Here is a 22,940-nt window from a genome sequence, read left to right on the forward strand (position 1 = left end):
TCACGACAACGCCCGTTTTCGGTGAGCCAAACGACGTCAACGGGGGCCGCTGATGGCCGGTGACCTGGACATTGTCGGCTCTGCCGGCGTCGACGTCATACCAGTAGTTCCCCAGTTCCACGAGCGACTGAAAGCCGCCGTCCTCCCCTCCGCGGACCGCGTGGGCGAGGACGTTGGGCGCCGTTTGGGCGACGCAATCGCCCGGAACGTGACGTTTGCCATTCCGGACGCCGTTGTAAACGGTGGTCGCGCCGCACGCGTTGCCGCAACTCGTCAAGGCAGTGATACCGGCGGGGCGTTTGCGACGTCACTTCGTCGGAAACTCGAAGCAGCTTTCAAGGCAATGCCGAAGCTGGATATTCGACTTTCGGATACCGGCATCGACGCGGAGCTAGCCAGACTTCGTGCCCGACTCGAAACGCTCAGCAAGAAGCGGATCGGAATCGACGTCGATGCCGCAGCCGCCATGGCGGAGATGGACGCGATTGACGCAGAGCTGGCACGGCTGGGCGAGCACCACCCGAACATCGCGGTCCGCGTGGATACGGCGGCTGCTCGCGCGCAGCTTGCAGCCATCCGCGAAGAGGTTGACTCACTCGACCGGGACGACGTTGACATACCCGTTCACGTAGACACTGGCCAGGCGCAGGCAGCCTTGTTTCAACTGGCCGTTGCTCTGGGCAGTGTTGCGGCTATTCCTGTCGTCCCCATCGCTGCCGCTGGACTGGGTGCCCTGGCGTCGGCCGCCACGGCTGCCGGCGCGGGTGTCGGGGCCATGGCCCTGGTCGCCATCCCCGCTATCAAGGGCATTTCGGCTGCGCTCCAGGCGAAGACGGCGGCCGAGAAGGAGTCGACGCAGGCGACGAACAACGGTGCGTCGGCAGCCATCCAGTCCGCCCAGCGGGCTCTTCAGATGGCGAACGCCCAACAGGCCCTGGCGTCGGCCCACCGTCAGGCGGCTCGGTCGATCGAACAGGCCAACGAACAGGTGCAGCGGGCGGAGGAGTCTCTCGCCCAAGCCGTTCAGAACGCCGCGTACCAACGGCAGCAAGCCGCGCAGAACGTGTCCCGCGCGGAGCGCTCTCTCGCCGACGCTCAGAAGCAGGAGCAGAAGGCACAGGAAGACCTGACGCAGGCCCGTAGGGATGCGCGTCAGGAGCTTATGGCCCTCGACGACAAGTTGAAGGACGGCGCCCTCTCGCAGCGTGACGCTGTGCTCAGCGTTCAAGAGGCCCAAGAGCAACTGCAAAAGGTTATGGCCGACCCGCGGTCGTCCTACCTGGAGCAGCAGCGTGCCCAGCTGACCTACGATCAGGCTCTCCAGGCGCAGAAGGAGCAGGCCAAGTCGTACGAGCAGCTCAAGGAGGACGCGAAGAAGGCGAAGGACGCCGGCGTCAATGGCAACGACAAGGTGAAGCAGGCGTCAGAGCAGCTCGCCGACGCGCAGCGCTCCGTCAAGGACCAGGTCGAGGCCGTGGCGCAGGCGCACCAGGATGCCGCGCGCACCGAGATCCAGTCGGCGCAGCAAGTGGCCGACGCACAGCGCTCCGTGGCCGACGCCGTGCGGAACGCCGCGGACACCCAGGTCCAGGCGGCCGACTCCATCGCGTCCGCTGAGCGTGGCGTCGAGTCCGCCCGCCTGTCGAGCATGAAGACGACGTCCTCCGCGACGACGAAGGCTGACGCGTACCGGCAGGCCCTCGCCAAGCTGACGCCCGAGCAGCGGAAGTTGTACGACTCCATCGCCGGCCCGCAGGGTCTGACGAGCGCCTTCAAGGCGTGGTCGACGTCGATGCAGCCGGCCGTACTCCCGCTCTTCGTGCGGGGAGTGGAGGCGGCGAAGGGCGCACTTCCGGGCCTGACTCCCTTGGTGACGGCCGCCGCTGACGCTATCGGAGTGCTCTTCGACAAGGCATCAAAGGAACTCAAGTCGCCTTTCTGGCAGGGCTTCAAGGACGACATCGACAAGATCGCCAAGCCAGCCATCATCGGTCTTGGTATCGCCTTCGGGAACATCTTTAAGGGAATGGCGGGCATCGTCGACGCCTTCCTTCCGCACATGACGGGCATCTCCAGCGTGATGGACAGCGTGACGGCGCGGTTCGCCAAATGGGGATCGAATCTCAAGGGGAGCCCGGCGTTTGAGCGCTTCCTCCAGTATGTGAAGGACACAAGCCCCGACGTCGCAAAGTTCCTCGGGCAGCTCCTGACGACTGCGCTCGATCTGAGCAAGGCACTTGCCCCAATGAGTTCCGTGGTATACGCGGCACTTGAGCCGATCTTGAGCGCCATTTCGTGGCTCTCGACCAACGCCCCGGAGGTCGTCCAGCTCCTATGGGCGATGTACGTCGTGGGCAAACTCTTGGGCGTCGGGATGCGGATCGCCGCCGTGGGCCTCGGGCTCTACAACACGGTGGTCGCTATCGCGTCCCTGGAGACCTGGAGCTGGGCGGCAGCGATTCAGGCGACGGGCATTGTCCCGCTCATCGAATTGATCGTCGTCGCTATCGTCGCTCTGGCCGTGGGCATCTACGAGGCGTACAAGCACGTCGGATGGTTCCACACGGCCGTGGACGCCGCCTTCACCGGCATCAAGGTCGCTGCGATTTTCGTGTGGGACAAGGCACTCAAGCCGATGTTCACCGGACTGTGGGCAGCGATAAAGGCCGTCGGCAGCGTCCTCGTGTGGCTCTGGAAGAACATCTTCGTCCCGGTGTGGAACGGAATCGTACTGGCTACGAAGATAGCCATCGCGATCATCGCCGTGGTGCTGATTGCCCCTCTGGTCATCGCGATCCGGCTACTCGGTGCCGTCATCTCCGCGCTGTGGACTGGCGTCGTCAAGCCGACGTGGGAGCTAATCGCACAGCTGACGAAGTGGCTTTGGAACACCGTCCTCAACCCATACTTCAACAACATCTGGAAGTCCCTCAAGTGGGTTGGTGACAAGTTCACCTGGCTCTACAACAACGCCGTCAAGCCTGCCTGTGGGTGGATAGCCGACAAGGCGAAGTGGCTTTGGAGCAAGGGACTTAAGCCCGCCCTCACCGACGTCTGGAACGGCCTCAAATGGGTCGGCGACAAGTTCCTGTGGCTCTATGACCACTCCGTTGGGCCGATCGTCGGGTGGATCGCGGACAAGGCGAGGTGGCTCTACGACAAGGGCTTGAAGCCGGCGTTTGACAGCATCAAGACTGCCGTCAAGCTGGTCGGCGCTGCTTTCAGCGATGCGAAGTCAGCCATCAAGCAAGCGTGGGACCAGATCGCCGGTATCGCAGCAAAGCCAGTCAACTTCGTAATCTCGGGAGTCTATACCCACGGCATTAAGGCCGTCTGGGACAAGGTCGCGGAATTCGTCGGACTGGGTAAGCTCCCTGACGCTCCAAAGCTCGTCGACGAACGCCCGAAGTTCGCCCAAGGCGGCCGGACGAGCGGCGGTATACCCGGAGTCGATAGTATCCCGATCCTGGCCATGGCCGACGAGTACATAATCAAGCGCAGTAGTGCCCGGAAGATCGGGTACGGGGCACTTGAGTACATGAACCGCACCGGAGAAATCCCGCGGTTTGCATCCGGTGGAATCATCGGCTCTGCGTGGGACTGGACTAAGGACAAGGTCGGCGGGGCAATCTCGAAGGGGGTTGACTGGGCAAAGACCGGAGCGGATCTCATCGCGCATCCGTCGAAGGTCTGGGACAAGCTCGTAAAGCCGTTCCTCGACGCCGCAACGTTGCATCTTGGTGTGGCGCAAATGGGCAAGGTGCTCTTGAAGTACCCGCTCAAGATGATCGACGGCCTCAAGGACCAACTAGTCGACGCTGTAACCGGCGGAGGCATGGGAGGCGGCAGCAAGAATATCGGCGGAACCATCCCAAGCGGGCAACGCCGCACAATCATCAGCCAGGCACTGGCGGCTGCACACGTACCACCTCCGGGAACTATTCCGCAATGGCTCGCTGGTATGAACACGCTCATCATGCGCGAGAGTGGATGGAACCCCAACGCAATCAACCTGTGGGACAGCAACGCGAAAGCCGGCCACCCGTCACAGGGTCTGACCCAGACGATTCCGTCGACGTGGTCTGCATACGTCCCGTCGTCTCTGCGGTCTAAGGGAATCCTCGACCCGGTCGGAAACGTAGCGGCGTCCATTCGCTACATCGTGAGCCGCTACGGAAACATCACCAATGTCCAACAGGCGAACGCGAACATGCCGCCCAAGGGCTATGACTCCGGCGGTTGGCTGATGCCGGGATTCACGACGACCTACAACGGCACTGGTAAGCCGGAGCCGGTTTTCACTAGTGACCAGTGGGCTGACATCAGGGCGTCGAAGAGCGCTGCGGCGTCGCCGACTGAGCTGAACCTCGAAGCCCGTGTGTACGTCGGGAACACGGAACTCACCGACGTCATCAGAACTGAGATCCACACACGCGAGGAACAGAATGCGGCGGCCCTCAACGGCGGCCGACTCGTCTTCTGACGCACACACGGCCACCTCGTCCCGGCATGGGAGAGGTGGCCCGCACACTTCCACCCCCACGCCCCGCGGAAGCCGACATGGCCCCGCGGGGCGTCCCCGTATGACTTCCAGGGAGGACCAACGATGGACTACACGAAGAGCTACAAGAGCCAGTGCGATGCCGCTTGTCTGCACTGCGGGGCGGCACTGGCGCAGAAGCAGGGCGCCGGGCGCGTCAAGCGGTTCTGCACGCCCGACCACGGCCGGCTGTGGAGGCAGCGCGCGCGTGCTCTGGGCTTCGACGTCTAGGCACTCTTGACGTCAGCACACCCGGGCGTGATGGTGCGTAGAACATTGCGCAATCCGCGTGACGGAGGGGATCAGCATGGCTCTACGATCATTCGGGAAGGACCCGGAGACCAACGGCGATCACTGCCCTACGGTGTGGCTTGACGAGGAGAAGCGAGAGTTCGTGTTCCAAGGTTGGAAGGCGGACGAGGTTCTCCAGGCGCAGTGCCTGGAGACGGGACCCATCCCCGACACAGAGGCGGTCGTCAGACTGCCTGTCAGGATGGCGCAGCAGATCAGGGAGGCGCTCGATGCCGCAGACGGTTCCGCCGTTCGCTGAGTTGCTTGCCGGCTGCCAACGGTCCGCTGCCCACTTGGAGACCCGCGACGTCTACGGGGTCGCTGAGGAAGACGCGGACTTTGCTGCCTGGCGCACCGGGCGGACGTACAGCCTCGAAGACCGGTCGTCGTGGTGGAACGGCTTCCACGACGCCGTAGCCGACGCAGTAAGCCGCGGGGTCGTCCTGCGCCGTGCCCGCGTCGTCTCGGAGCCAGTGAGCGAGTACATCCGCTATGAGCACTCGTGCACGCCGCAGAACCTTGCGGCTGGCGAAGACGTGCGCTGGTTGCCTCGCCGCCTGGCGTCGGACTTGCTCCTCCCGGGCAACGATCTGTGGATCTTTGATGACCGACTGATCCGATTCAGCCTGTTCTCAGGCGACGGCCGGTTTGTCCAAGACGTCATGGAGGACACACCCGACGTAGTGAAGCGCCACGCGGAAGCCTTCGAGGCGGTATGGCAGCGCGCCATTCCGCACGCGGACTACGTGATCTGAGCACGCCGACTGATGCAATCTCCCTACCCGTCTGCCGCCCTTGACGAGGCGCGTCGCGCCATCGCGGAGAAGCTCCGTGAGATCCGCCGTGACGCTGGGCTGACGGGTAGGGAGGTGGCGGCTCGCGCTAGTTGGCAGCCGTCGAAGGTGTCTCGCCTACAGAGCGCCACGACGCCTCCGTCAGACGATGACCTACGGGCGTGGTGCCGCGCGTGTGGGGCGGAGGACCAACTCCCGGACTTGCTGGCAGCGAACCGGACGGCTGACTCCATGTACCTGGAGTGGCGCCGTGTGCAGCGTTCTGGGCTGCGACGGTTGCAGGAGTCTCGGATTCCGCTCTACGAGCGCACGCGGACGTTCCGTGTCTACAGCTCCACCGTGATCCCTGGGTTCGTCCAGACATACGAGTACGCCGCCGCACTACTGGGCAACGTCGCGCGCGTGCACGGGACGCCGGACGACGTCGATGATGCAGCAGCCGCGCGCGTAGAGCGCTCGCACATCATCCGGAAAGGTGGGCACCGGTTCGCGTTCGTTCTGGAGGAGTCAGTTCTACGCCACGTCGTAGGTGATCCAACCGTCATGGCGGGGCAACTCGGCTATCTCCTGTCCGTGATGGCGCTGCCGGCCGTCTCCGTAGGCATCATCCCCGCGGGGCGCGAGCGGCCCATGTGGACGCTAGAAACGTTCTCCATGTTCGACGAGGCGCGTGTGTCGGTGGAGTTGCTGACGGCTGCCGTCACGGTCACTGCGCCCGGCGAGATAGCGCTCTACGCCCGTGCTTTTGAGGACATGTCAGCTCTGGCCGTCCATGGGGCTGAGGCGCGAGGGCTCATCTCGTCGGCGATTGACTCGCTCGACTGAAGTTGCATAGAACCCCGTAGAACTTCGTGGAATCAACCATCGCTGCCTTCCTAATGTCGTCCCCAAGACGACGCGGCGGAGGTGTTGTGATGGCTGCTTATCTGACGGACCCAACGACGTACGAACCGCCCACGCCTGTCCGCGGGTGCCGAGTGTGCGGCGCCCTTCAACGGCAGATCGACGTGGTTGATAACCCCCGCAATAAGGAGTACGACCCGTCGAAGGCGACGGACCTGCGCGTCGAGATGCGCCGGCACCACTCGGGGAAGGAGGCGTCGTGACGCCGGACCCGTACCCCGAGGTCGATGATCGCGGGTTGAGCTACATGGAACCGGATGTGTATCTGGAGACGGCCGGCTCCCTGCGGATGATCCGGCTGCAACCCGGGGACGACCCCGTAGAAGTGGCGGAGCGCCACCGGGACGCCCACCCGACGGACACCCGGTTCCGGCTCACCTACGTCACGCGCTTCAGCGTGCCGGAGAAGGGCAAGGCCCCCGTGTGCGGTGCTACGCAGACGTACCCCGAGGACCCCGAGGAACTGGCCCGTCAGGGTCTTCCGGTCACGTGGGCGGGCGTCACGGTGACGTGCCAGGCCCCGCCCCACCAGTGCGCCCCGGACGCTGTCGAGCACAGCGGCCAGGTGATCGTGAACGGCACGGTGCGCGCCCTGACGTCGTGGGGCCCCGGCTGGCTCCCGACGGGCGCATAGCCCCCTGAGCCCCTCGTCGTCCGTGTCCCCCGTCGTGGACGTCGAGGGTCGCCCGACGGCAGCCCGCCCCCGCGGGTATGAGGGCGACACGAAGCCCCGCTCATCCGCCTCCCCCGTGGCGGTGAGCGGGGCTTTTTGCATGCCATGACCTCCGTCGCTACTGTCATGACAGGGTGCACCGACCACGTAGTCGGCGTGGCCGGGCATGTCGACGTGGGCGTAGTGGCGGGTGTCGGTCTCGTACTCGACGTGCGCGATGTTGATGGTGATGCCGCGCGCGGCCTCCTCGGGGGCGCGGTCGATGCGGTCGAACGGCACGAAGGTGCCGGTGCCGCGCCCGGCGAGGACCTTGGTGATGGCGGCGGTCAGTGTGGTCTTGCCGTGGTCGACATGACCCATGGTGCCGATGTTGAGGTGCGGCTTGGTGCGCACGTAGGCCGTTTTGGACATGGCGGTACCTCGAAGCCTTCGCTGTCGGGCGGGAGACGGCACCCCGGGAGACGGCCGACCCTCCCCCTGCGGGGTCCGCCGGACGATCCGGGGAGGGTCAGCTTCGGGCGCCGTCGACAGCGGCCGCGAGCGTGGGAACGGCAGCCTTCGGCACATCCGCGACCGCGGATGCCGTGAGGTGGAAGGCGTACCGGAACATGGGCCGATCATCGCCGACCGGGAGTGCGGCGTCGAATGGTTTTCGGTGCGGGTGCGGGCGCACGAACGACCGGCGCCGCCCCTGGCGGGAGCGGCGCCGGTGCGGTGGGGGTGCGGCTCAGTGGCCGCCGTGCCGGGTGCGCCGGTCGCAGCCCTTGTCGTCCGGCTTGCCGTAGCCCGGCTCGGGCGGGCACCGCGGCCCGGCCTCGACCGTGACGGTGGCCGAGGCGGGTGCGCCGGCGATCGTGTTGCCCTGCGGGTCGGTGCCGGCGGCCTGGGCGATGTTGGTGATGCGGCACTCGACGGTGCCGTCGTCCTCGCCGTACCCGGACTCGCCGTAGCCGGACTTCCCGTACCCGGAGCCGTCGCCCGTGCAGACGTCGATGTCGGCCTGGGTGATCTGGTACGAGCCGTGGCAGGTGGTGCTCTGCCCGGGGGCGAGCGTAGTGGCGTCACAGGTCACGGTGGCGACCCGGTCGTCCGCGACGTGCACGCCGTGCAGCGCGGTGCTGCCGGTGTTGGTGACGTCGTACGCGTACCGGACCGTGGACCCGACCTGGTAGGGACCGCTGGAGACCACCCGCTTGCGCAGCGTGAGGTGGGGCTGTCCGACGGGGAGGGTCTGGTAGGTCTCCGGCGAGGTGATGGTCTCGCCGTCGGCCGTACCGGTCGCGGTGGCGGTGTTGGTCACGGAACCGGCCGTGCCGTCGGCCGCGGTGATCGTGTAGGTGCCGGTGCAGGTGGTGCTGTCACCGGGCTCCTCCGCGGGAGCGAGCGTGGTCGACTCGCAGGTGATGTCCGTGACGCGGTCGTCGTGCACCGTCACGTCGGTCAGCTCCGCACCGCCGGTGTTGCGCACGGTGTAGCGGTAGGTGACCGTCTGCCCGACGGAGTAGGGGCCGGGTGTCTCCACCTGCTTCTCGACCTCGATGCCCGGTGCCCGCTCGATCGGCACGCTCTCCGAGGAGGGCGGCGAGGTGACCGTCTGGCCGTCGGAGGTGCCCGTGGCGACGGCGGTGTTGTCGATCGAACCGTGGGCGACGTCCGCGGCGGTCACCGTGTAGGTGGCCGTGCAGGTGACCGTCTGGTCGGGCGCCAGGCTGGTCACGGGGCACGACACCGGGCCGATCTTCGGGTCGCTGACGGCCAGGTCGTCGATGGTCGTCGTGCCCGAGTTGGTGACCACGAAGTCGTACGGCACCTGCGAACCGGCCGTCAGATCGCCGGGCAGCGGTCGCCTGACCTGCTTGACGAGGTTGAGCCGGGGCAGCGGCCGTTCGGTGCGGACGACCACGTTGCGGATCAGGTGGGTGTCCGTGAACAGGCCGGTGGAACCCGCGAATCCGAACTTGTAGGTGGGCGGCACCGGGGTCGGCGCCGGCGTGCTGAGCACCTGGTGGAAGCCCGTGCCGTCGTTGAAGTCGATGGACACGGTGACCACCGGGTCGGGCGCCGGGGTGATCACCACATGCACCCGGCGGCGCGACGGCTCCAGGTCCGCCTCGGCCTGGACCGGGTCGCCCGACACCGAGGTGGTCGGCCCCTGGAGGCTTCCGGGAAGGGTCGAGGGCCAGGGCCCGGTGGTGGAGAAGTTGCTGGTGGTGGCGGTGAGGAAGCAGTAGCCCTCGATGCCGTTGCCGGGACCGCGCAGGGTGACCATGTTGGGCCCCGGCGCGGGCACGTGGAACGTGGTTCCCGCGGGCGAGCGCTCACCGGGCGGGCAGCCGTTGCCGCGGTGCTCCCAGTCGCCGAAGTAGTTCCCGAGGACGTCGAGCCCGACGCCCAGGTAGCCGTTGTCCACGCCGGGCTGGAACTCCGCCGTCGGGTCGTCGTCGGGCAGCTTCTGCGCGTAGCCGAGGCTGCCGCCGAAGGCGCCGGGACGGGTCAGCTGGGTCTCGCCGTCGACCAGGAAGAACGAGATGCCGTCGGCCGGGGCGATCTGGCCCGTGGTGGTGCCGTACTGCCACTGGTCGAAGGTGACGTCGAGACCTTCGCCCGCGGGCAGCGCGTGGTTGTAGAGAACGGCACCGGACTGGTCGTTCGAGGAGTCCGTCAGCCTCAGGTAGCCGTGCGGTGCGGCGTTGTTGGGCGGCTCGGGGCCGACGCCTTCCGTGCAGCCGCCGAGCGGGTGGTCGCCCGGCCCCGGCAGGGCGCCGACCTGGGGCGCGCCGGTGAGGCACGCGGAGCCGACCCCGGTGAACTCCGGGGCCGACGCGCCCGTGAACGTCTCGTCGAGCAGGGTGGTTCCGCCTTGGCGTGGCAGCGCGTGGGCGTGCGCGCCGGCACCGGCGTCCAGGGCCAGCGAGCCGCCCACACCCAAGGCGAGGGTCAGCGCCGCCGCGGCGAGCCGGGAGGTCCGGGCGGGTCCGCCGCGTGGCGATGAGCGTTGTTTTCGCTTCATACGCAGCATACGTAGCAGTCACGTACGGTAAGCACCGGGTGACAAGCCGCCGGGTCGCGGTCCGCTACCCGGTCAGCCGCACCGCCTCCGGCTGCGACGGGAGCGCCCCGGGCGCCCTCTATCATCGGCGGCGGGCCATCGGTGTCTTCTAGGGGGTCACGTGCTCGACACCAGCAACCGCTCCGGGGGCACCGCCGAACTCGCCGTCCCGGCACCACCCCTGCACCGCACGGGTCTCGCCGCGCGCTGCGCCCGCGCGCTGCTCTCCCCGCGGGCGCGGCTTTCGCTGCTGCTCGCCCTGTTGGCGGGTGCGGGCGCGGCCGTGCTGCTCTTCGACCCGCAGCGCCTGCTGACGCACGGCTGGCCGCCGCAGGCGGGCGGGATCGCGGCGGCGCTGGTGTTCGGGGTCGGTTACGGGCTGTGCACGGTGGCGTTCGTGCCGCGGCCGCTGCTGAACCTGGCGGCGGGCGCGCTGTTCGGCTCGCAGCTGGGTCTCGCGACCGCGCTGGCGGGCACCGTGCTGGGCGCGGGCGTGGCCTTCGGGCTCGGGCGGCTGCTCGGGCAGGACGCGTTGCGCCCGTTGCTGCGCGGGCGGCTGCTGAGAGCGGCGGACGGGCAGTTGAGCCGGCACGGGTTCCGGTCGATGCTGGCGGCGCGGCTGTTCCCGGGGGTGCCGTTCTGGGCGGCGAACTACTGCGCGGCCGTCTCCCGGATGGGGTGGCTCCCCTTCCTGCTGGCGACGGCGCTCGGTTCGGTGCCGAACACCGCCGCCTACGCGGTGGCCGGCGCCCGTGCCTCGGCGCCGACGTCCCCCGCGTTCCTGCTGGCGATGGCCTGTATCGCCGTACCGGCGCTGGTGGGCACGGTGGTGGCCTGGCGGCAGCGGCACCGGCTGCGGGGCCGATGAGGGGTCAGACGGCCTCCAGGATCATGGCGTTGGCGAGTCCGCCGGCCTCGCACATGGTCTGGAGGCCGTAGCGGGCGCCGCGCTGCCGCATCGCGTGGACGAGGGTGGTGGTCAGGCGGGTGCCGCTGGCGCCGAGTGGGTGGCCGAGGGCGATGGCGCCGCCGTGCACATTGACCCGGTCGAGGTCGGCGCCGGTCTCCTGCTGCCAGGCGAGGACGACGGCGGCGAAGGCCTCGTTGACCTCGAACAGGTCGATGTCGCCGAGGGTGAGGCCCGCCCGGCGCAGCACCTTCTCGGTGGCCGGGACGACTCCGGTGAGCATCAGCAGCGGGTCGGAGCCGGTGACCGCGAAGCTGTGCAGCCGGGCCAGCGGGCGCAGCCCGAGGCGGGCGGCCGTCTCGCCGGAGGTGATCAGGACGGCGGAGGCGCCGTCGTTGACCGGGCTGGCGTTGCCCGCGGTGATGTTCCACTCGATCTGCGGGAAGCGTTCGGCGAAGGCCGGGTCGTGATAGGCGGGCCGGAGGCCGGCGAGGATCTCGGGGGTGCTGCCGGGGCGGACGCTCTCGTCGCGGGCGAGGCCCTCCAGGGGCGCGGTCTCGGCGTCGAACAGCCCCGCCCGCCACGCCGCGTCCGCCTTGCGGTGGGAGGAGACGGCGAACTCGTCCATCCGCGTCCGGCTCAGGGACCACTTGGCGGCGATGAGTTCGGCGCTGATGCCCTGCGGCACCAGGCCCTCCGGGTAGCGCGCGGCGACGCCGGGCCCGAACGGGTCCTTGCCCGCGGGCACGTTGGACCACATCGGCACCCGGCTCATCGACTCCACGCCGCAGGCGACGACCATGTCGTAGGCGCCGGAGACGACGCCCTGCGCGGCGAAGTGCACGGCCTGCTGGGAGGAGCCGCACTGGCGGTCCACCGTGGTGGCCGGGACCGACTCGGGGAAGCCGGCGGCGAGTACCGCGTACCGCGTGGTGTTCATGGCCTGTTCGCCGACCTGGTCGACGGTGCCGCCGATCACGTCGTCGATCAGCGCCGGGTCGACCCCGGAGCGCTCGACCAGGGCGCCGAGGGTGTGGGCGAGCAGTTGTACGGGGTGGACGTGCGCGAGGGCGCCGTTGGACTTGCCCTTGCCGATCGGGGTGCGTACGGCTTCGACGATCACTGCGTCGCGCATGGTGCGGCCTCCTTGGCGGGCTACCAGTGAGTAGGAAATCCGAACCCACCATAGCGAGGTGGGTTGGAAAAACAAACCAACTTGGGTTGGAAATTCAAACCCTTGCTTAGACTGATGCGCATGGCCGCCATCAAGGACCCGCGTCCCTGTTCCATCGCCGACACCCTCGCGCTGGTCGGCGAGAAGTACTCCCTGCTCGTGCTGCGGGAGGTGTGCCTGGGCAACGGCCGCTTCGACCGGCTGGTGCGCAACATCGGCGCCCCGCGGGACGTCCTGTCCACCCGGCTGCGCAGGCTCGTGGACGCCGGAATTCTCACCAAGCACGCCTACAGCGAGCGCCCCCGGCGCTTCGAGTACCGGCCCACAGCGGCGGGCCTGGACCTGGAACCGGTCCTGATGACCCTCAAGGAGTGGGGCGACCGCCACCTCCGCCAGAACACCGATCTGCCCATGGTCGTGGAGCACAACTGCGGCCACGAACTGGTCCCGGTGGTCACCTGCCGCGCCTGCGGCGACCCGGTGCACCACGAGGACCTGACCGCGCACCCGCAGGCCCCCGGCTGGACGCTGCAGGGCCCGGCAGAGCCCTGAACCGGACACTCCCGGGCCCGGCGCACCCCTGAACCGGCCCGCGAAATGGGCCGGTCGACCGGTGTTCGACCCGCTCCACCGGGCACCGCGCCCCCGTTTCGGCCAACTCCCGGCCGCCCCTCGGCGTCGACTCGGCGGGGCATATGCCGCTTGAACTGGGCCGACCGCGGGGCGCGGCCGACGCCCGCGGTGACCAACCGCATACGTTCTGCGTAGCCGCGCGGTAGCGCAGTGTCAGCCCCTGCCCCTAGGCTGTTCGACATGTCCCCCGATTCCCTGCCCCCTGGTTCCGCACGGTCTGCCGCCGAGGTGAACGAGCAGATCCGGGCACTGTGGCTGCGTGCGGGCGGCTCCCTGTCGGCCCAGGAACGCGCGGAGTACGAACTGCTCGTCGTGGAGTGGGCCGAGGCGATCCGCGAGGAGATCATCCAGGCGGCCTGACCAGCGCCGCCCGCCCCGCCTCCCGCCCCGCCCCGGAGCTCCGCCCCCGGTCGGGCAGGTCGCTCCCGCCCGCCGGATGTGCGCACCGGACCCGCTGGATAGAGTCGTCCCGTCACACCCGGTTGTGGGGACAACCGGCGTGTCCGGGGAGGGCCTGCAACACATGAGTCGTCGTTCCAACGGCGTGGTCGGCGTCTGGGCCGAGATACAGAGGCAGCAGCAGCGCACACGGGAGGCCGAGGCCCGACGGCAGCGGGAGGAGGCGCGGCGCGAGCGTGCGTACCAGCGGCAGGCCGCCCAGAGCCACCGCGAGCAGCGGCAGGCGGAGGCGCTGCGCCGCACCGGGGAACTCGACGCCAGGGTCGCCGAGTTGCGGGGCCTCCTCGCCTCGGGCTGCCGGGCCCCGGCGTTCCGTGCGTCCGCGCTCCTGCGTCCCGAGACGGTCGAGCCGTTCGCGCCGGGCGCGCTCGCCCAGCCCGTTCCCCTGCCGGACTTCGACCACTACCGGACGCAGGGCGGGTGGGGCGCCGGCCGCCGCGCCCAGGCTCAGGCGGAGGCCCGGGCCCGCTTCGAGCGGGACTGGCACGCGGCCCAGGCGGCGGAGGCACAGCGGCAGCGGCGGCTGGCGTCGTACCAGCGGCAGTACCAGGAGTGGGCCGACGCCCGGCTGGCCGAGCTGCGGCGGCACAACGCCTCGGTCACCGAGCTGACGGAAGGGGTCGCACGGCGCGATCCCGCCTTCGTGGTCGAGTACTTCTCCGCGGTCCTCTACTCCTCGACGGCCTGGCCTGAGGGTTTCCCCCGGCAGGTGGTGGCGGCGTACGACGCGGCGGCCGGCCGGCTGGTGCTGGACTGGCAGCTGCCCGCCTACGACGTCGTGCCCGAGGCCAAGGCCGTCCGCTACCTGTCCGGCGCGGACCAGTTCAAGGAGACCTCCCGGCCGGTGACCCAGCGCAGGGCCCTGTACCGGGAGGTCCTGGCGCAGTGCGTGCTGCTCGTCCTGCACGAACTCTTCGCCGCGGACGAGGCGGACACGCTGGAATCGGTCACCGTGAACGGGTTCGTGGACGGGCACGACCCCTCGACGGGCCGGCCGGGCCGGATGTACCTGGCCACCGTCATGGCCCCGCGCCCGGCGTTCCGCGCACTGCACCTGGCCCAGGTGGACGCCGTCAGCTGTCTGGCCGACGCGCTGCGCGGGCAGCTCTCGGCGCGCCCCGACCAGCTCGCGCCGGTGCGGCCGGGCCGTCGGCCGCAGGAGGTCGGAAGCCGTGTCGTCACGCACGGCGACGACGGTGACGGGGAAGCCGAACCCGACCTGTACGCGATGGACCCCCTCGCCTTCGAGGAACTCGTCGCCGACCTCTTCCGCGCCATGGGGATGGAGGCCGTCACCACCCAGCGCTCGAACGACGGCGGGGTGGACGTGGACGCGCTCGATCCGACGCCGATCCGCGGCGGCAAGATCGTCGTGCAGGTGAAGCGCTACCGCAACACGGTGCCGCCCACGGCGGTGCGCGACCTGTACGGCACCGTGCAGGACACCGGCGCCAACAAGGGCGTCCTCGTGACCACGTCGAAGTTCGGCCCCGGCTCGCACGCCTTCGCCAACGGCAAGCCGCTGGAGCTGATCGCGGGCACCGAACTCGTCGACCTGCTGCACCGGCACGGGCTGCGCGGGCGCCTGGGGGACGGCGCGGCCCGCACCGCGACGCCGCGGGCGGCGGGCGCCCCGGACACCGGCCTGCCCGACGACCACAACGTCCTGGGCATGTCCTGGTCCGGCGGCGTCGCCGTGGACGTGTGCGCCCTCGTCTGCCGCGGCGACCGCGTCCTCGGCGACGACCACTTCGTCTTCTACAACAACCCGGGCACCCCGGACGGCTCGGTCCGCGCCCTGCCCGCCACGGCACCCGACAAGGCCGCGATGCGCGTCCGCTTCGACGCGCTGCCGGCCGAGGCGGACCGGCTCGTCCTCGTGGCCGCCGTCGACCCCGGGGCCGACCCGCACGCCGACCTCTCCGGCTTCACCGACGCCCGCATCCGTCTGCTCGACCCCTCGCGGGCCGAGCTGGGCCGGCTGGAGGTCTCCGACGGGCGCCCGGGCGAGACCGCCCTGGTCCTCGGCTCGTTCCGGCGCAGGCCGACCGGCGACTGGGACTTCGTCCTGGGCGGCAAGGGCTATCCGGGCGGCCTCGCGGAACTGGTCCGGGACTTCGGCATCGAGGTCGAGTGATCCGGCGCGCCCGCGCACCCGTCCCGCCGAATGTCCCGCCCTGTCTCTTGGCTCCGCCCGCGCCGTGGCCAACACTGTGCCGATGACGCAGCGTGCGGAACTATCGGGCCTGCTGGACCGGCTGGCCGTGGACGAGCTGGTCACCGCGTACGCGGTGACCGTGGACGACGGCGACTGGGCGGCGTACCGGGAGCTGTTCACCAGGGGCGGGCGGGCCGACTACCGGTCGGCCGGCGGGATCGAGGGCGAGGCCGGGCAGGTCGCCGACTGGCTCGCCGGGCAGCTGGCGCGGTTCGCGGTGCGCCAGCACCTGATCGTCAACCGCCGGGTGCGGTTCGGGACCCTGGACCACGACACCGGGGACACGGCCCGGGTGCGGGCCGACTATCTGACCCCGATGCGCTTCGCCGACGGCGGTTCGGGGGCGCCGGACGTGGAGTGCGGCGGCCGCTACGACTTCGGGCTGCTGCGCACGCCCGAGGGCTGGCGGCTCGGCGAGGTCGTCGTCACCGAGAAGTGGCGGCGGACGACCTCGGCGTGACGACGCCCGGCCGGACCGGAGGCCCCCTGTCGTAGATCGCTTCCGGCGCGCACACTGGAGCCCTGGGGTAAGGGAGGCTCCGTATGACGACGATCGATCGCCGGCCGGCCTCCCGTTGGCGGCGCTCGGCCGTCGTCGCGCTCGCGGGCGCCCTGCCCGTCCTCGCGTTCCCGGCGCCGTCGCTGTGGTGGTTCGCCTACGTCGCCCTCGTCCCGTGGCTGCTGCTGGCCCGCTCGGCACCGTCCGGCCGGCGGGCGGCGTACGACGGCTGGTGCGGCGGCTTCGGCTACCTGGTGGCCGTGCACCACTGGCTGCTGCCGAGCCTGCACGTGTTCATCTTCCTGATAGGCGCGCTGCTGGGCCTGCTCTGGGCGCCCTGGGGCTGGCTGGTGCACCGGTACCTGGGCGGCTCGCCCTCCCCCGGCCGGTGCGCCGTCGCGCTCCTGGCGCTGCCCTCCGGCTGGCTGATACCCGAGCTGGTCCGCTCCTGGCAGGGGCTCGGCGGCCCCTGGGGCCTCCTCGGCGCCTCCCAGTGGCAGGTGGAGCCCGCGCTGCGGCTGGCCTCGGTGGGCGGGGTGTGGCTGCTGAGCTTCCTGGTGGTGGCCGTGAACGTGGCGGTGGCCGTGCTGGTATCGGTGCGCGCGGCCCGCGTGCCGGCGGTGGCCACGGTGGCCGCCACCGCCGCCGCCACCTGCGCCGCCTGGGCGTGGGCGCCGCGCCCACAGATCGACGGCGGTACGCGGATCGCCGTGGTGCAGCCGGGCCCGGTGGACGGGCCGGACAGCGCCGCGCGGCGCTTCGACCGAGAGGAGCGGCTGACCCGGCGGCTCGTCGGGCAGGACGTCGACCTGGTGGTGTGGGGCGAGTCCAGCGTCGGCTACGACCTCGCCGACCGGCCCGACCTGGCCCGGCGGATCGCCGCGCTGTCCCGCGAGACGGGCGCCGACGTGCTGGTGAACGTGGACGCGCGCCGCTCCGACCGGCCCGGGATCTACAAGAGTTCGGTGCTGGTCGGCCCGGACGGCCCGACCGGCGGCCGCTACGACAAGATGCGGCTGGTCCCCTTCGGCGAGTACGTCCCCGCCCGTTCCCTGCTCGGCTGGGCCACCTCGGTGGGCAAGGCGGCCGGCGAAGACCGCAGGCGCGGCACCGAGCAGGTCGTGATGAACGTCGGGCACGGGCTGCGGATCGGGCCGCTGATCTGCTTCGAGACCGCGTTCCCCGACATGAGCCGGCAGCTGGCCGACGACGGCGCGGACGTGCTGCTCGGCCAGTCCTCCACCTCCACCTTCCAGCACAGCTGGGCGCCGCCGCAGCACGCCTCGCTGGCCGCGCTGCGCGCCGCCGAGACCGGCCGCCCGATGGTGCACGCGACCCTCACCGGCGTCTCGGCCGCGTACGGGCCGGACGGGCGGCGGCTCGGCCCGTGGCTGGGGACGGGGGCGAGCACCACACGGGTGTACGACGTGCCGCTCGCGCACGGCGTCACGCCGTACGTCCGCTACGGCGACTGGCCGGTGCGCGGGGCGCTGCTGGTGCTGGCCGCGCTGTGCGCCGGCGAGGGGGTGCGGGCGCTCAGGCCGCGTCGGGGCGGTCCTGAACCGCTCGTACCACCCGCTCGCACAGTTCATGGGTCGCCAGCGCGTCGCGGGCGCTGAGCAGCTGCCCGGCACGCACCGCGTCCAGGAAGGCGAGCACCGCCTGCTCGATGCCGCGCTGGCGGGCCACCGGCACCCAGTCGCCGCGCCGGCGCAGGGTCGGCTCGCCCCTGTGGTCGATCACCTCGGCGAGGTTGCGCACCTGACGCTTCATGTCCTGCCCGGAGACCTCCAGGACCTCCTCCGTGGAGCCGCTGAGGCGGTTCATCACGCCGAGCGCGGTGAAGCCGTCGCCGCCGAGCTGGAGCACCACGTGGTGCAGCAGCCCGTCCCGGAGGCGGGCGCGGACCGTCACCTCGTCGATCGGTCCCGGCACCAGGAAGCGCAGGGTGTCGACGACGTGGATGAAGTCGTCCAGGATCATCGAGCGGGGCTCCTCGGGCAGCCCGACCCGGTTCTTCTGCATGAGGATCAGCTCGCGCGGGTGTTCCAGGCACTCGGCGTAGCCGGGCGCGTGACGCCGGTTGAAGCCGACGCCGAGGGAGACGCCGCGCCGCTCGGCGAGCTCCACCAGCCGCTCGGAGTCGGCGAGCCGGTAGGCGAGCGGCTTGTCGACGTACGTCGGGACGCCCGCCTCCAGGAGCCGGGTGACGATCTCGGGGTGGACGGCGGTGGGCGCGTGCACGAAGGCCGCGTCGAGCCCGGCGGCCAGCAGGGAGCCGAGTTCCTCGTGCCGCTGTCCGGGCGGCAGGTGCAGGCCGTCGGCGACGCGGGCGAGGGTGGCGGGGGTGCGGGTGTGCAGGTGGAGGTCGACCCCGGGCAGGGCGCCCAGCACCGGCAGATACGCCTTCTGCGCGATGTCCCCGAGTCCGATGCAGCCGACCTTCACGCGTTTCTCCCCTGGTGCTCGCCCGTCGTGACGTCCCCGGCAGCATACGGGGGCCGCATCCGGGCGGTGCCGCCGCCGGCCGCGGAAAACCCATGGTGGCCGGTGGGTCCGCCGGGCGAGGATGCGGGCATGACGAGTGAACGCCACGAGCCCGCGCTGACCGCCCCCGAACGCGAGATGCTGGAGGGCTGGCTGGAGTACCACCGCCGGACGCTGGCCCTCAAGTGCGAGGGCCTGACCGACGAACAGCTGCGCACCGCCTCCGTCCCGCCGTCCGAGCTGACCCTGATGGGCCTGGTCCGGCACATGGCCGAGGTGGAGCGGGCCTGGTTCCGCAAGGTGCTGACGGGCGACGACCCGGGCCCCGTCTACTGCTCGGAGGCGGACGAGGACGGCGACTTCCACGTCACCGACGCCGACACCTGGCAGGAGGCGTACACCACCTGGCAGGCGGAGATCGAGACGGCCCGGCGGCTCACGGCCGGCCTCGGGCTGGACGAACTCTCCCGGGGCCGGAGCCGGTTCACCGAGGAGCCCTTCAGCCTCCGCTGGATCTACACCCACATGATCGAGGAGTACGCCCGGCACAACGGCCACGCCGACCTGCTCCGGGAGCGGATCGACGGCGCGACCGGCGACTGAGGCGTCACCCGCGGCACCGCGAAGCCCCCCGTTCGGTGCGGGAGTTCACCCGGGCGGGGGCATCGGGCTCGACTCCTTGCTGCCAAGTCGGCGCGGAGCCAGCATCGTTGCGGGGGTGCATCGAACGACGACCACCGCAGCGCTTCTGGTCACCGTCGCCGTCTCGGCCCTCTCCGGCTGTGTGACGGTACGGCACACGGCGGCTCCGGGACCGCCTCCGGGCGCCGTGCCCTCGCAGCAGACGGCGCCCCGCACGGACGGCAGCGCGTCACCGCGGGAGGTGCAGGCGCCGGCCCGGGAGGCTCTGGAGATGGTGGGCCCGTCCGGGAAGCCGGGGGGTGCCCGCGAGTCCGCCCCGCACGGCAGCCCGGCCGCCCCGCCGCCCACCCCCGCGCACACTCCCCCGCGCTCCCGGCCGCAGCCGCACCGCACCGCGCAGGCGCCGCCCCGCACCTCCCAGCAGGTGCCCGCGGACGTCTGCGACCTGGGCCGCGAGTACGGCGGCTGGCGCGGCAACAGCCCGGAATCGGAAATCTGCGAACGCACGTACGGCCGTCACTGACCCGCCCCGGCGCCGCCCGGTCAGCTGGGCCGCTGCCGTGGCGGTCCCCAGGGACCGTCGTCCGCCGGGCCGCTCCGCCGCAGGCTCGTCTCCAGGCGCGCGATCGCGGCCCGCACGCCCTCGCCGTAGCCGTCGTCCGCGAGGACGCCGGCGGCGGTGCGGGCGTGCCCGAGATGGGTGCGGGCGGCCTCGGGGCGGCCCAGCTTGACGTAGTCGGCGGCCAGGTTGAGGTGCAGGGACGGGAGGAAGCCCGGCACGCCCCGGGGGCCGCCGTCCGGCAGTTCCCGCGCCGCCGACAACGCTCTGAGGTCCCAGGCGAGTTCGTCCGCCGGGTCGTCCTGGGTGTCGGCGAGGTAGTGGGCCACGGTGCAGCGGTGCAGGGCGTCGCCGTCCTCGCCGATCTCCGCCCACAGGGCGAGGAAGCGGCTGCGGGCCTCCTCGCGGTCGCCGCCGTGGTGCAGCATCACGACCTGTCCGATCCGCGTCAGCATCTCGTCCAGGGCCGTCTGTTCCCGTCGCTCCGCCACCGCGTCCTCCGGCGATCGTCGGCTGTCGTGCCCCCGACGCTAACCGGCGGCGCCGCCATTGCCCGTCAGGCGGCGCCGTGCCGCTGCGGGCCGCGCTCAGCCCAGGTCGGGGATGCGCCAGTCGACGGGCTCGTGGCCCTGGGCGGCGATCGCCTCGTTGATCTGGGTGAACGGGCGGGAGCCGAAGAACTTCTTCGCGGACAGCGGGGAGGGGTGCGCGCCCTTGACCACCGCGTGCCGGCTCTCGTCGATCAGCGGCAGCTTCTTCTGCGCGTAGTTGCCCCAGAGCACGAACACGGCCGGGTCGGGGCGGGCGTCCACCGCGCGGATCACGGCGTCGGTGAACTTCTCCCAGCCCTTGCCCTTGTGCGAGTTGGCCTCGCCCTCCCGGACCGTCAGGACCGCGTTGAGCAGCAGCACGCCCTGGCGGGCCCACGGCATCAGATAGCCGTTGTCCGGGATCGGCAGGTCCAGCTCGGCGTGCATCTCCTTGTAGATGTTGCGCAGGGAGGGCGGGGTCTTCACCCCCGGGCGGACCGAGAAGCACAGGCCGTGGCCCTGGCCCGGGCCGTGGTACGGGTCCTGGCCGAGGACGAGGACCTTGACCTGGTCGTACGGCGTGGCGTCCAGCGCGGCGAAGACCTCCTCGCGCGGCGGGTAGACGGGGCCCTTCGCCCGCTCCTCCTCGACGAACTCCGTCAGCTCCTTGAAGTAGGGCTGCTGCAGCTCGTCACCCAGAACCCCGCGCCAGGACTCGGGCAGCATGGCGGTGTCGGTCACGTCAACGTCCTCACGATGTGCGGTCACTTGCAGGCTCCAGAACCTACCGGCGGCCACTGACAACGAACGTCCCGAGGGCCCCCGCCCCAGCGTAGCCGGGGCCCTCACCAGCTGGTCTTGCGGTGCAGGGTCCACATCATCATGATCGTGGAGGGGTCGAGGGCCTGTTCGCCGCCGGCGATGTCGTCGCTGGCCGCCACGTACTGCCGGCCCTGCCACAGCGGGAGCAGCCGGGCGTCGGTCGCCAGGATCCGCTGGGCCTGCGCCATGTCCTTGACCGTCTCCGCGCGGTCGCTGCGCGCCCGCGAGCGCGGCAGCAGCGTCCCGGTGATCTCCTTGGCCGGGTAGGGCGTGCCGAGCGCGTTGTGCTCGCCGGTGAAGGGCGCGATGAAGTTGTCCGCGTCGGGGAAGTCCGGGGACCAGCCGCGGCCGAACACCGGGTACTCGCCCTTCTGGTAGCCGACCACGTAGGTCTTCCAGGGGCGGCTGCGGAGGGTGACGGTGAACAGCCCGGAGCCGTCCAGCTGCCGCTTCAGCTCCTCGAACATCAGGGCGGTCTCGGACCCGTAGCGGTCGGAGGTGTACCAGAGGGTGAGCGGGACCTTCTGCCGGATGCCCGCGCCCTGGAGGATCGCCCGGGCCTTGGCGGTGCTCGGGTCGCCGTAGTCGTCGAAGAAGGCGGTGGTGTGGCCGGTGAGGCCCTTGGGCACCATGGAGTACAGCGGGTCGACGGTGTCCTTGTAGACCTTGTGCGCGATCGCGCCGCGGTCGACGAGCTGGGCGACGGCCTTGCGCACGGCGGGCCGCCCGGCCCAGGGGTCCTCGGGGTCGAACACCAGGTAGCTGATGTCGGTGCCGGCTCCGTCCACCAGTTGGAGGCCGGAGTCGTTGTCCTGCTGGAGGGCGAGGATGTCACCGGCGGCGAGCCCCCGGTAGGTGACGTCGATCTTCTTGGCGCGCAGCGCCGCGACCATGCCGGCGGAGTCCTGGAAGTAGCGGATGGTCACCGCGTCGTTCTGCCGCTTGGCGAAGCCCTGGTAGCCGTCGTTGCGGGTGAGGACGGCCTGCCGCCCCTCCTGGTACGAGCCGAGCCGGTACGGTCCGGAGCCGTCCGCGCCCGCGTCCTTGCGCAGGGCGCGGGCCGGGTAGTCCTTGGGGTCGACGATCGACAGCGCCGGCGTGGCGAGCACGAAGGGGAAGGTGGCGTCGGGCTTGCCGAGGTGGAAGACGATGTCGCGGTCGCCGGAGGTGTCCACCCGGTCGAGGCTGCCCAGCAGTCCGGCGGGGCCGCCGGGGGCGTCGATGGCGCGGATGCGGTCGACCGAGTACTTCACGGCCCGCGCGGTCAGCGGGTCGCCGTCGGCGAACTTCAGGCCCTCGCGCAGGGTGCAGTGGTAGGTGCGGCTGGAGGCGTCGCTGAAGGAGCAGCTCTCCGCGGCGTCCGGCTGCGGGGTGGTGGCGCCGTTGGGGTAGGCGAGGAGGGTCTGGTAGATGTTCCGGTACAGCTCCCAGGAGCCGTCCCAGGCGCCGGCCGGGTCCAGCGTGCTCGGGGCGCTGGTGGTGCCCACCACGATCGGGGCGCCGCCGCCGGCGTCCCCTTCGGACAGCAGGCCGCAGCCGGCCGTCAGCGATACGGACGACACGGACGCGATCGCCGCGACTCTCCGCAGGAACCGGTTCCGGTTGAACACGCGCACGCTCCTCGATCCGCCCTACCAAGGTCGGCAGACCCTACCGCAGCGTAAGCACCATCAACCTCCCCTGAAACAAGGCGAGTTGATCGACTTCCGGATGACTTCGTTGTCAGTCCCCCAGGTGTCCGCTGTGCGGTTCCCCGGGCG

The 22,940-nt window shown here is 70.6% G+C and carries 19 protein-coding genes and 1 pseudogene; 13 read left to right on the forward strand and 7 right to left on the reverse strand.

The genetic code is table 11. The features are described 5' to 3' along the window. Positions 1–52 precede the first annotated feature (52 nt). The 5 genes from BLW85_RS08500 to BLW85_RS39330 all read left to right on the forward strand — a co-directional run bounded on the left by BLW85_RS08500 (position 53) and on the right by BLW85_RS39330 (position 7,162). Entirely contained in the window at positions 53–4,483 is a 4,431-nt protein-coding gene (locus BLW85_RS08500; protein ID WP_074991738.1) for a hypothetical protein, read from the forward strand. Between the two features lie 123 nt (positions 4,484–4,606). Continuing rightward, entirely contained in the window at positions 4,607–4,771 is a 165-nt protein-coding gene (locus BLW85_RS39325) for a hypothetical protein (RefSeq protein ID WP_167381393.1), read from the forward strand. Between the two features lie 290 nt (positions 4,772–5,061). Continuing rightward, positions 5,062–5,586 (forward strand): DUF6879 family protein, encoded by a 525-nt coding sequence (locus BLW85_RS08510; RefSeq protein ID WP_074991739.1) that lies wholly within the window; start codon positions 5,062–5,064, stop codon positions 5,584–5,586. Between the two features lie 12 nt (positions 5,587–5,598). Continuing rightward, complete coding sequence (locus BLW85_RS08515; RefSeq protein ID WP_074991740.1) at positions 5,599–6,450, forward strand: helix-turn-helix domain-containing protein; 852 nt, start codon at positions 5,599–5,601, stop codon at positions 6,448–6,450. Positions 6,451–6,766: 316 nt separating this feature from the next. Further along, on the forward strand, positions 6,767–7,162 hold the full coding sequence (locus BLW85_RS39330; protein ID WP_167381356.1) for a hypothetical protein: 396 nt from the start codon (positions 6,767–6,769) through the stop codon (positions 7,160–7,162). Between the two features lie 183 nt (positions 7,163–7,345). Here the strand turns inward: BLW85_RS39330 and BLW85_RS08520 are convergent. Next, a pseudogene (locus BLW85_RS08520) lies at positions 7,346–7,612 on the reverse strand (GTP-binding protein); the annotation flags it as partial. Positions 7,613–7,928: 316 nt separating this feature from the next. Next, on the reverse strand, positions 7,929–10,211 hold the full coding sequence (locus BLW85_RS08525) for a DUF7507 domain-containing protein (protein ID WP_143060433.1): 2,283 nt from the start codon (positions 10,209–10,211) through the stop codon (positions 7,929–7,931). 160 nt (positions 10,212–10,371) lie between these two features. Here BLW85_RS08525 and BLW85_RS08530 point away from each other — a divergent pair, with 160 nt between their 5' ends. Further along, positions 10,372–11,118 (forward strand): TVP38/TMEM64 family protein, encoded by a 747-nt coding sequence (locus BLW85_RS08530; protein WP_074991743.1) that lies wholly within the window; start codon positions 10,372–10,374, stop codon positions 11,116–11,118. 4 nt (positions 11,119–11,122) lie between these two features. Here BLW85_RS08530 and BLW85_RS08535 read toward each other — a convergent pair whose 3' ends face one another. Next, positions 11,123–12,292: a thiolase family protein gene (locus tag BLW85_RS08535; RefSeq protein ID WP_074991744.1), complete on the reverse strand. Its 1,170-nt coding sequence runs from the start codon at positions 12,290–12,292 to the stop codon at positions 11,123–11,125. Positions 12,293–12,412: 120 nt separating this feature from the next. Here BLW85_RS08535 and BLW85_RS08540 point away from each other — a divergent pair, with 120 nt between their 5' ends. The 5 genes from BLW85_RS08540 (at position 12,413) to lnt (ending at position 17,759) form a co-directional block, all read left to right on the forward strand. Next, positions 12,413–12,883, forward strand: coding sequence for a winged helix-turn-helix transcriptional regulator (locus BLW85_RS08540; protein WP_074996020.1), 471 nt, complete (start codon positions 12,413–12,415; stop codon positions 12,881–12,883). Between the two features lie 261 nt (positions 12,884–13,144). Continuing rightward, the gene (locus BLW85_RS08545; RefSeq protein ID WP_070028291.1) at positions 13,145–13,324 is read left to right on the forward strand and encodes a hypothetical protein; all 180 of its coding nucleotides are present in this window, start codon (positions 13,145–13,147) and stop codon (positions 13,322–13,324) included. A 163-nt stretch (positions 13,325–13,487) separates the two neighbouring features. Beyond that, positions 13,488–15,560, forward strand: coding sequence for a restriction endonuclease (locus tag BLW85_RS08550; protein WP_208624824.1), 2,073 nt, complete (start codon positions 13,488–13,490; stop codon positions 15,558–15,560). Between the two features lie 82 nt (positions 15,561–15,642). Then, positions 15,643–16,101, forward strand: coding sequence for a nuclear transport factor 2 family protein (locus BLW85_RS08555; RefSeq protein WP_074991745.1), 459 nt, complete (start codon positions 15,643–15,645; stop codon positions 16,099–16,101). Between the two features lie 83 nt (positions 16,102–16,184). Next, positions 16,185–17,759, forward strand: coding sequence for an apolipoprotein N-acyltransferase (gene lnt / locus BLW85_RS08560; protein WP_074991746.1), 1,575 nt, complete (start codon positions 16,185–16,187; stop codon positions 17,757–17,759). Here lnt and BLW85_RS08565 read toward each other — a convergent pair. Continuing rightward, the gene (locus BLW85_RS08565; RefSeq protein ID WP_074991747.1) at positions 17,677–18,588 is read right to left on the reverse strand and encodes a Gfo/Idh/MocA family protein; all 912 of its coding nucleotides are present in this window, start codon (positions 18,586–18,588) and stop codon (positions 17,677–17,679) included. The two genes, lnt and BLW85_RS08565, sit on opposite strands and share 83 nt — an antisense overlap. Before the next feature lie 129 nt (positions 18,589–18,717). Between BLW85_RS08565 and BLW85_RS08570 the strand changes: the two genes are divergently transcribed. Further along, on the forward strand, positions 18,718–19,230 hold the full coding sequence (locus BLW85_RS08570) for a DinB family protein (RefSeq protein WP_074991748.1): 513 nt from the start codon (positions 18,718–18,720) through the stop codon (positions 19,228–19,230). 115 nt (positions 19,231–19,345) lie between these two features. Continuing rightward, positions 19,346–19,792 carry a hypothetical protein gene (locus BLW85_RS08575; protein WP_107409088.1) on the forward strand — a complete coding sequence of 149 codons (447 nt, stop codon included), beginning with the start codon at positions 19,346–19,348 and terminating at the stop codon, positions 19,790–19,792. 20 nt (positions 19,793–19,812) lie between these two features. On the opposite strand, the gene BLW85_RS08580 is transcribed toward BLW85_RS08575, so the two are convergent. The 3 genes from BLW85_RS08580 to BLW85_RS08590 all read right to left on the reverse strand — a co-directional run bounded on the left by BLW85_RS08580 (position 19,813) and on the right by BLW85_RS08590 (position 22,790). Continuing rightward, positions 19,813–20,319, reverse strand: a complete 507-nt coding sequence (locus tag BLW85_RS08580; protein WP_074991749.1) for a tetratricopeptide repeat protein — start codon at positions 20,317–20,319, stop codon at positions 19,813–19,815. Positions 20,320–20,415: 96 nt separating this feature from the next. Continuing rightward, positions 20,416–21,099, reverse strand: a complete 684-nt coding sequence (ung, locus tag BLW85_RS08585) for a uracil-DNA glycosylase (protein ID WP_070028308.1) — start codon at positions 21,097–21,099, stop codon at positions 20,416–20,418. A gap of 104 nt (positions 21,100–21,203) precedes the next feature. Continuing rightward, complete coding sequence (locus tag BLW85_RS08590) at positions 21,204–22,790, reverse strand: ABC transporter substrate-binding protein (protein WP_074991750.1); 1,587 nt, start codon at positions 22,788–22,790, stop codon at positions 21,204–21,206. Positions 22,791–22,940: the final 150 nt, after the last annotated feature.

The sequence above is a fragment of the Streptomyces misionensis genome, assembly GCF_900104815.1.
Taxonomy (GTDB): Bacteria; Actinomycetota; Actinomycetes; order Streptomycetales; family Streptomycetaceae; genus Streptomyces; species Streptomyces misionensis.

Coding starts and splice junctions, on each gene's coding strand:
- BLW85_RS08500 (WP_074991738.1), top strand. CDS start 53: ATGGCCGGTGACCTGGACATTGTCGGCTCTGCCGGCGTCGACGTCATA.
- BLW85_RS39325 (WP_167381393.1), top strand. CDS start 4,607: ATGGACTACACGAAGAGCTACAAGAGCCAGTGCGATGCCGCTTGTCTG.
- BLW85_RS08510 (WP_074991739.1), top strand. CDS start 5,062: ATGCCGCAGACGGTTCCGCCGTTCGCTGAGTTGCTTGCCGGCTGCCAA.
- BLW85_RS08515 (WP_074991740.1), top strand. CDS start 5,599: ATGCAATCTCCCTACCCGTCTGCCGCCCTTGACGAGGCGCGTCGCGCC.
- BLW85_RS08525 (WP_143060433.1), bottom strand. CDS start 10,211: ATGAAGCGAAAACAACGCTCATCGCCACGCGGCGGACCCGCCCGGACC.
- BLW85_RS08535 (WP_074991744.1), bottom strand. CDS start 12,292: ATGCGCGACGCAGTGATCGTCGAAGCCGTACGCACCCCGATCGGCAAG.
- BLW85_RS08540 (WP_074996020.1), top strand. CDS start 12,413: ATGGCCGCCATCAAGGACCCGCGTCCCTGTTCCATCGCCGACACCCTC.
- BLW85_RS08545 (WP_070028291.1), top strand. CDS start 13,145: ATGTCCCCCGATTCCCTGCCCCCTGGTTCCGCACGGTCTGCCGCCGAG.
- BLW85_RS08550 (WP_208624824.1), top strand. CDS start 13,488: ATGAGTCGTCGTTCCAACGGCGTGGTCGGCGTCTGGGCCGAGATACAG.
- BLW85_RS08555 (WP_074991745.1), top strand. CDS start 15,643: ATGACGCAGCGTGCGGAACTATCGGGCCTGCTGGACCGGCTGGCCGTG.
- lnt (WP_074991746.1), top strand. CDS start 16,185: ATGACGACGATCGATCGCCGGCCGGCCTCCCGTTGGCGGCGCTCGGCC.
- BLW85_RS08570 (WP_074991748.1), top strand. CDS start 18,718: ATGACGAGTGAACGCCACGAGCCCGCGCTGACCGCCCCCGAACGCGAG.